The sequence below is a fragment of the Nonomuraea sediminis genome (genome assembly GCF_018531495.1).
GTDB lineage: Bacteria > Actinomycetota > Actinomycetes > Streptosporangiales > Streptosporangiaceae > Nonomuraea > Nonomuraea sediminis.
This window is the reverse complement of the sequence record NZ_JAHDTI010000010.1, coordinates 349169-362057: the sequence shown is the minus strand read 5'-3', so window position 1 is coordinate 362057 and position 12889 is coordinate 349169. Positions and strand designations below refer to the sequence as shown.

10 protein-coding genes are annotated in these 12889 nt (G+C 70.6%); 3 read left to right on the top strand and 7 right to left on the bottom strand.

Annotated elements, in window-relative coordinates; genetic code table 11:
• The first annotated feature begins 11 nt into the window (after positions 1 to 11).
• The gene (gene glpK / locus KIK09_RS36350; RefSeq protein ID WP_308164514.1) at positions 12 to 1466 is read left to right on the top strand and encodes a glycerol kinase GlpK; all 1455 of its coding nucleotides are present in this window, start codon (positions 12 to 14) and stop codon (positions 1464 to 1466) included.
• Positions 1463 to 3013 (top strand): glycerol-3-phosphate dehydrogenase/oxidase, encoded by a 1551-nt coding sequence (locus KIK09_RS36345; protein ID WP_214323978.1) that lies wholly within the window; start codon positions 1463 to 1465, stop codon positions 3011 to 3013. The genes glpK and KIK09_RS36345 overlap by 4 nt, the downstream gene beginning before the upstream one ends.
• A 27-nt stretch (positions 3014 to 3040) precedes the next feature.
• On the opposite strand, the gene KIK09_RS36340 is transcribed toward KIK09_RS36345, so the two are convergent.
• The 7 genes from KIK09_RS36340 to KIK09_RS36310 are packed head-to-tail and all read right to left on the bottom strand — an operon-like array spanning position 3041 to position 10039.
• Entirely contained in the window at positions 3041 to 3430 is a 390-nt protein-coding gene (locus KIK09_RS36340) for a RidA family protein (protein ID WP_214323977.1), read from the bottom strand.
• Positions 3405 to 4427: an N-acetylglucosamine kinase gene (locus KIK09_RS36335; RefSeq protein WP_308164513.1), complete on the bottom strand. Its 1023-nt coding sequence runs from the start codon at positions 4425 to 4427 to the stop codon at positions 3405 to 3407. The genes KIK09_RS36340 and KIK09_RS36335 overlap by 26 nt, the downstream gene beginning before the upstream one ends.
• Positions 4427 to 5689, bottom strand: coding sequence for a 6-phospho-beta-glucosidase (locus tag KIK09_RS36330; RefSeq protein ID WP_214323975.1), 1263 nt, complete (start codon positions 5687 to 5689; stop codon positions 4427 to 4429). The genes KIK09_RS36335 and KIK09_RS36330 overlap by 1 nt, the downstream gene beginning before the upstream one ends.
• Positions 5686 to 6576: a carbohydrate ABC transporter permease gene (locus KIK09_RS36325; RefSeq protein WP_214323974.1), complete on the bottom strand. Its 891-nt coding sequence runs from the start codon at positions 6574 to 6576 to the stop codon at positions 5686 to 5688. Before KIK09_RS36325 ends, KIK09_RS36330 begins: the two co-directional genes overlap by 4 nt.
• Complete coding sequence (locus KIK09_RS36320; RefSeq protein WP_214323973.1) at positions 6573 to 7478, bottom strand: carbohydrate ABC transporter permease; 906 nt, start codon at positions 7476 to 7478, stop codon at positions 6573 to 6575. Before KIK09_RS36320 ends, KIK09_RS36325 begins: the two co-directional genes overlap by 4 nt.
• 4 nt (positions 7479 to 7482) lie before the next feature.
• On the bottom strand, positions 7483 to 8820 hold the full coding sequence (locus KIK09_RS36315; RefSeq protein WP_214323972.1) for an ABC transporter substrate-binding protein: 1338 nt from the start codon (positions 8818 to 8820) through the stop codon (positions 7483 to 7485).
• 16 nt (positions 8821 to 8836) lie between these two features.
• On the bottom strand, positions 8837 to 10039 hold the full coding sequence (locus tag KIK09_RS36310) for an ROK family transcriptional regulator (RefSeq protein WP_214323971.1): 1203 nt from the start codon (positions 10037 to 10039) through the stop codon (positions 8837 to 8839).
• 190 nt (positions 10040 to 10229) lie between these two features.
• On the opposite strand from KIK09_RS36310, the gene KIK09_RS36305 reads away from it, so the two are divergent.
• Complete coding sequence (locus KIK09_RS36305) at positions 10230 to 12545, top strand: ATP-binding domain-containing protein (protein WP_214324202.1); 2316 nt, start codon at positions 10230 to 10232, stop codon at positions 12543 to 12545.
• The last annotated feature ends 344 nt before the right edge of the window (positions 12546 to 12889 follow it).

Genomic DNA, 12889 nt, shown 5'->3' with positions numbered 1-12889 from the left:
AGGACACCCCCGTGCCGCAGTACGTCGCCGCCATCGACCAGGGCACCACGTCCAGCCGGTGCATGGTCTTCGATCAGGCAGGTCGGATCGTCTCCGTCGCGCAGCGCGAGCACCGGCAGATCTTCCCCCGCCCCGGCTGGGTCGAGCACGACGCCGCCGAGATCTGGCAGGCCGTCCAGGACGTCATGCGGCAGGCCGTGGACGACTTCGGGCAGATCGCCGCGCTCGGCATCACCAACCAGCGCGAGACCACCGTGCTGTGGGACCGGGCCACCGGCGAGCCGGTGACCAACGCGATCGTCTGGCAGGACACCCGCACCGACGCCCTCGTGCGCGGCCTGGCAGGACACGAGCAGCTGTTCCGCCAGAAGGCCGGGCTGCCGCTGACCACCTACTTCTCCGGGCCGAAGATCCGCTGGCTGCTTGAGGAGACGCCCGGGCTGCGCGAGCGGGCCGAGCGGGGCGAGGTGCTGTTCGGCACCATGGACAGCTGGCTGATCTGGAAGCTGACCGGGCGGCACGTCACCGACGTCACCAACGCCAGCCGCACCCTGCTGATGAACATCCACACCCTCGCCTGGGACGACGACCTGCTCGACGTGCTCGGCGTGCCGCGCGCGATGCTGCCCGAGATCCGGCCGTCGGCCGAGATCTACGGGCACTTCGAGAAGGTGCCGGTGGCGGCGGCGCTGGGCGACCAGCAGGCGGCGCTGTTCGGCCAGACCTGCTTCGCGCCGGGCGAGACGAAGAGCACCTACGGGTCCGGCAGCTTCCTGCTGATGAACACCGGCGCGGAGCCGGTCACCTCCAAGCACGGCCTGCTGACCACGGTCGGCTACCAGATCGGCGACGCCCCGGCCACCTACGCGCTGGAGGGCGCCATCGCTGTCACCGGCTCGCTGGTGCAGTGGCTGCGCGACAACCTGGGCCTGATCTCCAGCGCGGCCGAGATCGAGACGCTGGCCAGGACCGTGGAGGACAACGGCGGCTGCTACTTCGTGCCGGCCTTCTCCGGTCTGTTCGCGCCGCATTGGCGCAGCGACGCGCGAGGAGTGATCGCCGGGCTGACCGGCTTCGTCACCAAGGGGCACATCGCGCGGGCCGTGCTCGAGGCCACCGCCTGGCAGACCCGCGAGGTCGTCGACGCGATGAACGCCGACGCGGGCATCGCGCTGACCTCGCTGCGCGCCGACGGCGGCATGACCGCCAACAACCTGCTCATGCAGACGCTGGCCGACGTGCTCGACGTGCCCGTGGTGCGCCCGATGGTGGCCGAGACCACCTGCCTGGGCGCCGCCTACGCCGCGGGCCTGGCCACCGGGTACTGGCCCGACACAGGCGCGTTGCGGGCCAACTGGCACAAGGCCGCGGAATGGCGTCCGCGGATCACCACGGAGGCCAGGGACAGGGAGTACGCCAACTGGCGCAAGGCCGTCGAACGCACCCTCGACTGGAGCACCACATGACGATCGCCACCCTCGACAACCGGGCCGCCACGCGCGAGGAGCTGACGCGGACCACCTACGACCTGCTCGTCATCGGCGGCGGCATCCTCGGCACCTCGGTCGCCTGGATGGCCGCACAGGCCGGGCTGCGCGTGGCCATGGTGGAGGCCGGCGACTTCGCCGGCGCCACCTCCAGCGCCTCCTCCAAGCTCGTCCACGGCGGCCTGCGCTACCTGCAGACCGGCAACGTCAAGCTGGTCGCCGAGAACCACCGCGAGCGCCGCGCCCTGGCCGCCGACATCGCCCCGCACCTGGTCAAACCGCTCAGCTTCGTCGTGCCGGTCTACCGCGGGGGCCCGCACGGCGCCGCCAAGCTGGGCGCCGGGGTGTTCCTGTATTCGGCGCTGTCGGTGTTCGGCGACGGCGTGGGCCGCGTCATCACCCCGCAGCAGGCCCTGGCCAAGGTGCCCGCGCTGCGCGCCGAGGGCCTGCGCGCGGCCGCGGTCTACGGCGACCACCAGATGAACGACAGCCGGGTCGCGGTCATGACCGTCCGCGCCGCCGTCGACGCCGGCGCGGTCGTGCTCAACCACGCCGAGGTGGTCGGCCTGCGCCTGACCTCGGGTACGGTGACCGGCGCCGACCTGCGTGACCGCTGCGACGGCACGGAGTTCGGGGTCGCCGCGCGGCTCGTGCTCAACGCCACCGGCCCGTGGCTGGACCACCTGCGCCGGATGGAGGACCCGGCCGCCGCGCCCAGCATCCGCCTGTCCAAGGGCGCCCACCTGGTGATGCGCCGCGGCGAGCCGTGGAAGGCGGCGCTGACGATCCCCATCGACAAGTACCGGGTGTCGTTCGCCATCCCGTGGGAGGACCACCTGCTGCTCGGCACCACCGACGAGGCCTACGAGGGCGACCCGGCCCAGGTGCGCGCCACGGACGCCGACATCGCCCAGATCCTGGACGAGGCAGGGCACGCCGTACAGGGGTTGAAGCGGGACGACCTCACCTACGCCTTCGCCGGGCTGCGGGTGCTGCCGGGCGGGCCGAGGTCGGTCGCGGCGGCCAAGCGCGAGACGCTGCTGAGCCGCGGCAAGGGCGGCATGCTGTCGGTCGCAGGCGGCAAGTGGACGACGTACCGGCACATCGGCAAGCTCGTCCTGGACACGCTGGCCCACCTGCCGGGACGCCCGCTGGGCGACGACCTGGCCTCGATACTGCCCGCGATGCCGCTGCCAGGACTGGCCAGCCCCGACGCGGTGGCGCTGCGGCTGTGGAGCGACCGTGAGCCGGGCCACCGCATGGACCCGCTGGTCGCGCGCCACCTGGCCGCCCACTACGGCTCGATCGCGCTCGACCTGGCCCGCCTCATCCGCGACGACCCCGCGCTGGGCGAGCGCATCCACCCCGACGGCCCCGACATCTGGGCTCAGGTCGTCTACGCCCGCGACCACGAGTGGGCCGTCACCGTCGACGACGTGGCACGGCGGCGCACCACGCTCACCGTGCGCGGCCTGGACACCCCCGACGTCTGCGACAGGGTCAGCGGGATCCTCGGCGCCCCCTGACGCGGGCGATCGGGCGGGCGACGGGGATCACGCGACCGCGGCCACCGCGTCGACCTCGATCAGGAAAGCCGGGTTGGCCAGGCCCGCGACCACCAGGACGGTGACCGCGGTGGCGTTCGTGCCCCACACCTTCTGCGCGGCGCCGAACGCCTCCTCGACGGGGTGGCCCTGGACCACGTGCACCGTCAGCTTGAGCACGTTCTCCTGCCTGGCCCCTGCCGCCTCCAGGGCCGCCAGGACGTTCCTGAGCGCCTGCTCGGCCTGGGAGGCCAGATCGGCGCCGACCAGCTCGCCGTCGGCGCCGATGCCGTTCTGGCCGCCCACGTAGATCAGCGTCCCCGGGTTCTGCACCGACACGGCCTGGGCGAAAGCCGGGTTCCTGGGGAGGCTGTCAGGGTTTATGTGCTTGATGTTCATAGTGGGAGCGTAGGCGGGATTTGGCCTCCTCGGACGCGGCCAGGTGCTCCAGCCCGTTGAGCGCGGCGCCCACCACCGGGGGCAGGTCCGCGACCACCAGTTTGGCGCGCGGAGCCCGCTGCGCGAACGAGGTGTCCAGCAGCGAGGTCAGCAGCGGATCCCTGGCGGCCAGCACGCCGCCGCCCAGGATCACCTCCGTGGGGGTCTCCAGCAGGTCCAGGCGGCGCAGGCACACCTCGGCCATCACGGTGATCTCCTCGGCCTGCCGCTCGACCAGCGAGCGGGCCAGGGCGTCGCCCGCGGCGGCCGTGGCCAGCACGCCCGGCGCCAGGTCCATCAGGTCGGCCTCGTCCAGGTGGCCGAAGTGCAGCCGCAGCACCACGTCCTCGACGGTGGGGGCGCCGAAGTGGGTCTTGAGCAGCTCGGCCAGTGCGGTGGCCGGGCCTCGGCCGTCCTCGGCGCGCACGGCGTGCCACAGCGCCTCCTCGCCCAGGCCCAGGCCGCCGCCCCAGTCGCCGCTGAGACGGCCGAGCGCGGGGAAGCGGGCGACCTGGCCGGTGGGGGACACGCCGACCGCGTTGATGCCGGCGCCGCAGACCACCGCCACGCCCCACGGGCCGGACGCGCCCGACCGCAGCAGCGCGAAGGTGTCGTTGCGCACCACGATGTCGTCGCCGAAGCCGCGCGCCGTGAACTCGCGCGCCAGCGCCTCCTCCTCGACCGGCAGGTCGGCGCCCGCCAGATAGGCCGCCACGTGCGCGAAAGCGGGCACTCCTGAGGCTTCCGAGGGTGCTTCGGCCTGCCGTACGGCGTCGGGCAGGTTCGCCACGGCCTGCCGTACGGCACGCACCACCACGTCCACGGCCGCGGGGACGCCCTCGCTCTGCGGGGCGAACGGGCCGGAGCGGCCCGTCGCGAGGACCTCGCCCCGCGTGGTCACCAGCGCGACGTCGGTCTTGCTGTTGCCGCCGTCGACCGCCAGCAGGATCTGCTCCACTACCTCACCGTCCACGGCAGGTGCGCGCGGTTGGCCTCGAGCAGCAGCCCGGTCAGCTCCTCGGCGATGGCGTCCTGGCCGACGAGCGGATGGGCCAGCAGCGCGTCGCGGACCCTGTCGGCCCCGCCGTGCAGCGCGGCCTCGAGCGCGAGCGTCTCGTAGGCCGACACGTGCGCGATCAGCCCCGAGTACAGCGGTCCCAGCGGCTCCTGGGGCAGCGGTACGGCTCCCGCCGCGCCCACCCGCGCGGGCACCTCGATCACGGCGTCGTCGTCGAGGAAGGGCAGCGTGCCGTCGTTGCGCACGTTGACCACCTGGGTGTCGCCCCGGTCGCCGAGCAGCGAGGCGATCAGCGCCACGGCCGCCTCGGAGTAGAAGGCGCCGCCCCGCTTGGACAGCAGGTCCGGCTTGGTGACGACCGCCTGGTCGGCGTACATCTCCAGCAGGCGCGCCTCCATCTCCGCCACCTCGGCCGCCCGCGACGGCTTGGCGCGCTGCTCCTCCACGACCAGGTCATGGGCGTAGAAGTAGCGCAGGTAGTAGGAGGGGATGACGCCGAGCCTGCGCAGGAGCTCGACCCGCAGGCCCATGCTGTCGGCGATCTCCTGGGCCCGGTCGGAGGCCAGCACCTCGGGCAGGATGTCCTTGCCGTCCAGGTAGACGGCCCGCTCCCAGGTCAGGTGGTTGAGCCCGACGTGGCCCAGGGTGATGTGCGAGGGGTCGACGCCGAGCGCGGCGGCGAAGTTGCGCTGGAAGCCGATCGCCACGTTGCACAGCCCGATGGCGCGGTGCCCCGCGTCGAGCAGCGCCCGGGTGACGATGCCGACCGGGTTGGTGAAGTCGACGATCCACGCCTGCGGCGCGAGCCGCCGCACCACCTCGGCGATCTCCAGCACGACCGGCACGGTGCGCAGGGCCTTGGCCAGCCCGCCCGCGCCCGTCGTCTCCTGGCCCACGCAGCCGCACTGCAGCGGCAGCGTCTCGTCCACGTTGCGGGCGGCCTGCCCGCCCACGCGCAGCTGGAACAGCACGGTGGTTGCGCCGGCCACCCCCTCCTCGATCGAGGAGGTGGCCTGCACCGACGCCGGGTGCCCGGCGTGGGCCAGCATCCGCCGCGCCATCCCGGCAACCAGCTCAAGACGTGAAATATCTGGATCTATGAGCGCGATCTCGGTGACGGGCAGCTCGTCCCGCAGGCGCGCGAACCCGTCGATCAGCTCCGGCGTATACGTCGAGCCGCCCCCGACCACGGCGAGTTTCAACCCTTCACTCCCGTCAGCGTCACGCCCTCGATGAAGATCTTCTGGGCGAAGAAGAAAACGATGATCACCGGTGCCATGACGAGCAGCGTGGCCGCCATGGTCAGGTTCCACTGCACGTGGTGCAGCGCCTTGAACGAGGCCAGCCCCACCGACAGCGTCCAGTTGTCCAGGTTGGTGGAGGCGTACAGCAACGGCCCGTAGTAGTCGTTCCAGCAGTAGAAGAACTGGAACAGCGCGATCGCCGCGATACCCGGCTTGGCCATCGGCAGGATCACCCTGATGAGCGTCTTGAAGTCCGTGCAGCCGTCGACGCGGGCGGCGTCGGTGTAGTCACGCGGAATCGTGACCAGGAACTGCCGCAGCAGGAAGATCGAGAACGCGTCCCCGGTCAGCATCGGCAGGATCAGCGGCCACAGCGTCCCGGTCAGGTCGAAGCGCGCCCAGATCAGGTAGACGGGCACGGCTATGACCTGAGGCGGCAGCATCATCATCGTGATGACCAGCAGGAACGCCAGCTTCCTGCCGCGGAAGCGGAACCGGGCCATCGCGTAGGCCACCGGGATCGACGACACCACCGTGAACAGCGTGCCGAGCCCCGCGTACAGCAGCGTGTTGCGCAGCCACAACAGGATCGGCGACTTGACGAACACGTCGGCGAAGTTGCCCCAGTTCCACGTGCGCGGGATCAGCTCGTCGGTCAGCGTCTGGTTGTCGCTCATCACGGCGGTGAACAGCACGAACACCACGGGCCCGACGAAGGCGATCGCCAGCGCCACGGCCAGCGCGTGCGTGGCGATCCAGTACAGCACCTTCCTGGTACGGCTCCGCCGTACCTTCGAGGCGTGGACCGCGGCGCGCTTCGGCGTAGCAACCATTGTCGCGCTCATGAGCTCACCTCCTCGAAGCCGCGGAACTGCCGCAGCAGGATCAGCGTGAACACCATCGACACGGCGAACAGCACCAGCGCGAGCACGCTCGCGTACCCCATCGCGTAGTCGCGGAAGCCCGCCTGGAACAGCCACTGCGGCAGCGTCAGCGTGGACATCTCCGGATACCCGGGGGTGAACGTGGAGCCGGGGGCGTCGGTGACGCCCGAGGCCACCCGCGCCGCGATCATCGCCTGGGTGAAGTACTGCAGGGTGTAGATCACCCCGGTCACCGCGGTGAACATCAGCACCGGCCTGATCGTGGGCAGCGTGATGCTGCGGAACTGCCGCCACGCCCCGGCCCCGTCGATGGCGGCCGCCTCGTACAGGTGCCTGGGCACGTCGAGCAGCGCGGCCAGGAAGATCACCATCAGGTTGGTGCAGCTCCACATGGCCAGCAGCGTCAGACCGGGCTTGGACCAGTCCTTGTCGCCGAACCAGTCGGGCCCGCTGATGCCGATCTTGGCGAGCAGGTTGTTGACCGGCCCCGTCGACGGGTTCAGCAGGTAGACGAAGGCCACCGTGCCGGCCGTGACCGGCACGAGCGAGGGCAGGTAGAACAGCGTCCTGAAGAACCCGACGCCGGCCTTCAGCTTGGTCAGCAGCTGGGCGATGCCGAGCGCGAACAGCACCGTCGCCGGCACCATGACCACCACCAGCCAGGCGGTGTTCTTCATGGCGATCCAGGCGCGTTCGTCCTGGAAGAAGTACCGCCAGTTGTCCAGGCCGTTGAACTTCAGCGTGAACAGGTCGTAGTTGAAGAAGGAGAAGTAGACGGTGGCCACCAGCGGGTAGGCGAAGAACACCGAGAAACCCACCAGCCAGGGCGCCATCCACAGCAGCGGCCGCAGGCGCGCGAGCATCGGATCAGCCGCCCGACAGCTTGAGCTTGTCGTTGATCAGCTTGTCCACGCCCTTGAGCCCGGCGTCCAGGTCCTTGACCGAACCCTTCTCCCACGAGGTGATGAAGCCCTGCAGCGCCTCCTGGTTGAAGGGGCTGTTGACGTGGGCGGGGATCGTCGAGGTCTGCGGGTTGGCGAAGACGTCGAGGAAGGTCTGGAAGTGCTCGTCCTTCTTCAGGTCAGGCGACTGCAGCGAGGCCGTGGTCGTCGGCACGTTCCGGATCGCGTTCGACAGCGTGACCAGCGCGCCGGTGTCGGTGCTCAGGTACTTCACCAGCGCCCAGGCGGCCTCGGGATTCTTGGCGCCCTTCGGCACGCCGATCACGGTGCCGGCGGTGAAGCCGCTGCCGTACAGGTCGGGCTTGTCGTCGGCCACCGGCATCGGCGCGGTGCCGTATTCGATCTTCGGCGCCTCGTTGGCCAGCATCGCCACCCGCCACTCGCCGTCGATGGCCATGGCGACCTTGTTCTCGTAGAAGGGGTTCTTGGCCGAGAACTCCTCACCCAGCGACTTGCGGAACTTCTCCAGGTTGGCGTAGCCGTACCAGTCGATGAGGTCCTTCTGCCAGTTCAGCAGCGTCTTCCAGGCGGGGTCGGAGCCGATGGCCGAGGTGCCGTCAGGGTTGGTCCACTTGGCGCCGACCATGGCGCTCCAGTGACCGGCGGTGTTCTCGTAGTACTGACCGCTGGGGATGAACCCGGCCACCTTGATCGAGCCGTCGGGGTTCCTGACCGTCAGCTCCTTGGCCAGCTTGGTCAGCTCCGACAGCGTCTTGGGCGGCTGGTTGCCCTTCATCAGGGCCTTGTTGTAGTAGAGGCCGTAGGCGTCGGTCAGCAGCGGCATCACGCACCGCTTGCCATCGAACTGGGTGTAGTCGGTGACGACCTTCGGGAAGACCGACAGGTCGATCCCGTCCTGCTTGATCACCGGGGTGAGGTCCTGGAACACGCCGGACTTGCACCACGTCGCGACCGAGTCGGTGGTGAAGGAGGAGGCCACGTCCGGCGGGTGCCCGCCGCGCACCGCCTGGGTGATCTGCTCGTCCTGCACCCCCTTGACCATCTTGACCTTGATCTGCGGGTACTTCTGGTTGAAACCGGCGATGGCGTCGGTGAAGGCCTTGACCTCCGAGTCGGCGGAGAAGCCGTGCCACAGCTCGATCGTGGCGGCGGGCAGCGCCGAAGGCGCCGTGTTGGAGGCTTTGGGCTGCGAACCGAGGGAGGGACCAGCCTCCTTGCCCGCGGTACAGGCGGCCAGTGCCAGGACAGCTATCCCGGCGGCTGCCAAAGGAACGAAACGCACGGGGGGTGCCTCCTCTTCAAGGCGTGGGGACCGTGGAGCTGAAGAGCTCGTCGCGGACGGTGTCCAGGGCGAGGTCGAGCGCGCCCGCGAGAACGGGGTTGCCTTCGACAGTGGAAAGACGCAGCTGTGGCCGCGCGATGGTCAGCGCGTGCAGCTCGTGTTCGACCAGCTCGCGCAGGGTCTCGCCGCCGGACAGCACCACGCCGCCGGTCAGCACGATCAGGCCCGGGTCGATCACCGAGGTCATGGCGGCCAGGCCGACCGCGACCCTGGCCGCGATGTCGCGCAGCCCCGCCCGCGCGTCGTCGGCCTTGTGACCCGTGCCCTCCTCCGCCGCGCGCACCGCGTTCGCGATCGCCTGGCGGAAGTCCTGCCCGCGCACCCCGTAGGAGCGCAGCAGCTTGAGTACGGCGGGGCCGCCGGTCAGAGCCTGGTAGCCGTGGTTGGCGTACCGGCCGGCTTCCCTGGCGGTCGGGGCGCCCGGCGTGGGCATGTAGCCCACCTCGCCCGCGCCGCCGGTCGCGCCCCTGTGCATGCGACCGCCGAGCACGATGGCCGAGCCGATGCCCTCATCGGCCCACAGCAGCACGAAGTCCTGGTGGCCCCTGGCGGCGCCGTGCGCCTGCTCGGCCAGCGCCACCAGGTTGACGTTGTTCTCCACGTCCACCGGCACGTCCAGGCCGCTGCTCAGCGTCGGCACCACGTCGGCGATGTGCCAGCCCGGCATGTCCTTGGCGGTGGCGTAGCCGAGCCGGCCGGTGGAGGGGTCGATGGCGGCCTGCACGCCGATGACGACGCGGCGCAGCTTGTCCGGCGGCTGGGCGCCCTCGATGGCGGCCCGCAGCCGCTCGACCAGCTCGCCGCCCGGCCTGCGGGAGGTGGGCAGCGTGTGCTCGCCGACGATCGCGCCGGTGATGTCGGCGATGCGGGCCTCGATCCGGTCGGGTGTGACGTCCAGCGCGGCCACGTAGGCGGCGGCCGGGTTGATCCGGTACACCTCGGCGGTGCGCCCGGGCAGGCCCTCGCGGATGCCGTCGAGCACCACGAGTCCCGCCTCTTGCAACCGCGACAGCAACTGGGATGCTGTGGGCTTGGACAGACCTGTCAGCGTACCGATCTCGGGCCGGGTGAGCGGACCGCGCTCCAGGAGTGCCTGCAGCGCCGCGCGATCATTGATCGCGCGTAGCAGACTGGGGGTTCCTGGAACCGGACTGCTCACGATGACTCCTTCGACCGAAGTTAGGAAAGTTTCCTAACTTGATGCGAACGTACGGAGTGGAGGAGTCTCCGGTCAAGAGGCGAAACCAATACGTGACCGTAAGCAGGGAAAGGAATGATGGGAGTGCCTCAACAGGCGTGCTAATGTCGTCGTTTGTCGTAACAAGAGACAGAATGGCCCGGAGTGTCCCATTAATCACAGTAATGGTCCGACAGCAACTCGTCAAACGGAGCTCACGAAAGAGCAGGACTACGTCACCCGCCTCTACGACAGGCTCGACGTCCTGCGTGAGCGTACCCAGCGCCAGCTGAAGGAGGTCCTGGCCACCGGCGCGATCGGCACCATGCAGAACAGGTCCGAGCGCGACACCTTCGCCGAGATGTACGCCACCCGGCTGGCCCGCCTGTGGGCGGTCGAGCGCGGCCTGGCCTTCGGCAGGCTCGACCACGTCGACGAGGGCCGCCTCTACATAGGCAAGCTCGGGCTGACCGACGACGAGCAGGAGCGGCTGCTGATCGACTGGCGCGCGCCCGTTGCCCAGCCCTTCTACCGGGCCACCCCGGCCGCGCCGATGGGCGTCACCCGCCGGCGCCACCTGCAGACCAAGGGCAGGAATGTGGTCGGCGTCGACGACGACCTGCTCGACCTGGACTCTCTCAGCGACGACGACCGCGCCACCCTCAACGGCGAGGCCGCGCTGCTCGCCGCCCTGGACGAGCGGCGCACGGGCCGCATGCGCGACATCGTCGCCACCATCCAGGCCGAACAGGACAAGGTCATCCGGGCCGACCTCAACGGCGTGCTGGTCGTGCAGGGCGGTCCCGGCACCGGCAAGACCGTCGTCGCCCTGCACCGGGCCGCCTACCTGCTCTACACCCACCGCGAGCGGCTCGAGCGCCGCGGCGTGCTCATCCTGGGCCCCAACCTGACCTTCCTGCGCTACATCGAGCAGGTCCTGCCCTCGCTCGGCGAGACCGACGTGCTGCTGTCCACCGTGGGCGAGCTGTTCCCCGGCGTGACGGCCACCGCCCGCGAGCGGGCCGAGGTGGCGGCGGTCAAGGGTGACCTGCGGATGGCCGACGTGCTGGCGCGAGCCGTACGCGACAGGCAGCGTGTGCCGCGCAAACCCATCGAGCTCAGGCTCGGCCGCTACTCCCTCACCATCGAGCGGGCCATGCTGGAGTCGGCAAGGAACAAGGCCGTGCGCGCGCGCCGCCCGCACAACCAGGCGCGCGCCGTCTTCGTCCGTTCGATCCTCAACGCGCTGGCCAGGCAGGCCGCCAAGAAGCTCGGCCGCGGCCTGATCGACGACGACGAGCTGGCCGACCTGCGCGAGGACCTGCGTACCGAGCCCGGTGTCAAGAGCGCGCTCAACCGCCTGTGGCCCTACCTCACCCCGCAGGGCCTGCTGCTGGGCCTGTACGGCTCGGCCGAGCGCCTGGGCGCGGCCGCGGGGGACCTGCTGTCGGCCAGGGAGCGCGCGTTGCTGCTGCGGGAGCGCGGCGAGTGGACCGAGTCGGACGTGCCGCTGCTGGACGAGGCGGCCGACCTGCTCGGCGAGATCGACGAGCACGTGCTGCGGGCCAGCGCCGCGCAGGCGGAGGAGGAGCTGGCCGCCGCCAGGCAGTCCGAGGAGCTCCAGCGCGAGGCCGAGCTGGCCTACGCCCGCGAGGTGCTCGAGCTCACCGGCCTGTCGGACGTCATGGAGGCCGAGCGCCTGGCCGAGCGGCAGCGCGGCGAGGGCCCCTACCTGACCACGGCGGAGCGTGCCGCGGCCGACCGCACCTGGGCCTACGGGCACGTCATCGTGGACGAGGCGCAGGAGCTGTCGGCGATGGCCTGGCGGGCGGTGATGCGGCGCATCCCGACCCGGTCGATGACGATCGTCGGCGACATCGCGCAGACCGGCTCGGCGGCCGGCGCGCCCTCCTGGCACGCCGTCATGGACCCCTACGTGGCCGGGCGGTGGCGCGAGGCGTCGCTGACCGTCAACTACCGCACGCCGGTCGAGCTGATGGCGGTGGCGGCCCGCGTGCTGTCGTCCATCGACCCTGCCCTCGAGGCGCCCACCTCGGTGCGCGAGGCCGGGTTCGAGCCGTGGGAGGCGCCGCTGGAGGCGCTGCCCGAGCTGGTCAAGGCCGAGGTGGGCGAGGGCGGCAAGGTGGCCGTCGTGGTCCCCGACGCGCTGCTTTCCGACCTCGGGGCCAGGGTCGCCGCGACGGTGGAGGGCACGGTCGTGGTAGGCGCGGGCGGGGGAGACCGCGGCGTGTCGAGCGCCGCGCTGGACGCGCCGGTCGCGGTGATGGGCGTGACCGACGCCAAGGGGCTGGAGTTCGACTCGGTGATCGTGGCCGAGCCCGACCTCATCGCCGGGCAGTCGCCGCGCGGGCTCAGCGACCTCTACGTGGCGCTGACCCGCGCCACGCAGCGGCTCGGAGTGGTCCATTCCCGGCCGCTGGCACCGGCGCTGCATGGGTTGCGCCACGTGCCCCTCAATGGCGACTAATGGGCATTGATCCAATAGGTCGCGCATGTCCCACCTGCGGAAACTTGATGTTTCCGCTGATCGGGACACGGTTGACATCTGAGTTGGAGTCGGTAGTTTGCTGCGCAGTCCAGCACGGGACTTGGCCGGTTGGCCGTCTCTGACATCGTCGGATCCTGCGTCCGTGACATTGCCCGTTTTCTTGTAGACGGGTCCTGTCCACACAGCCAGGTGCAGGGCCGTCGGTCCGTCGAGTCGGGGCACCCCAACCGGGCGGGGGGTTGGACCCGGGACGGGCCCGGGAGCCCAGTAGACAACGGAATTCCGCGCTCGCCGCCGACGAGACGGGTCCGGTCCGAAGGGTT

What these genes read in the sequence shown, in the direction of transcription:
- KIK09_RS36345 (WP_214323978.1), top strand. Translation starts at nt 1,463, where the DNA reads ATGACGATCGCCACCCTCGACAACCGGGCCGCCACGCGCGAGGAGCTG.
- KIK09_RS36340 (WP_214323977.1), bottom strand. Translation starts at nt 3,430, where the DNA reads ATGAACATCAAGCACATAAACCCTGACAGCCTCCCCAGGAACCCGGCT.
- KIK09_RS36325 (WP_214323974.1), bottom strand. Translation starts at nt 6,576, where the DNA reads ATGAGCGCGACAATGGTTGCTACGCCGAAGCGCGCCGCGGTCCACGCC.
- KIK09_RS36320 (WP_214323973.1), bottom strand. Translation starts at nt 7,478, where the DNA reads ATGCTCGCGCGCCTGCGGCCGCTGCTGTGGATGGCGCCCTGGCTGGTG.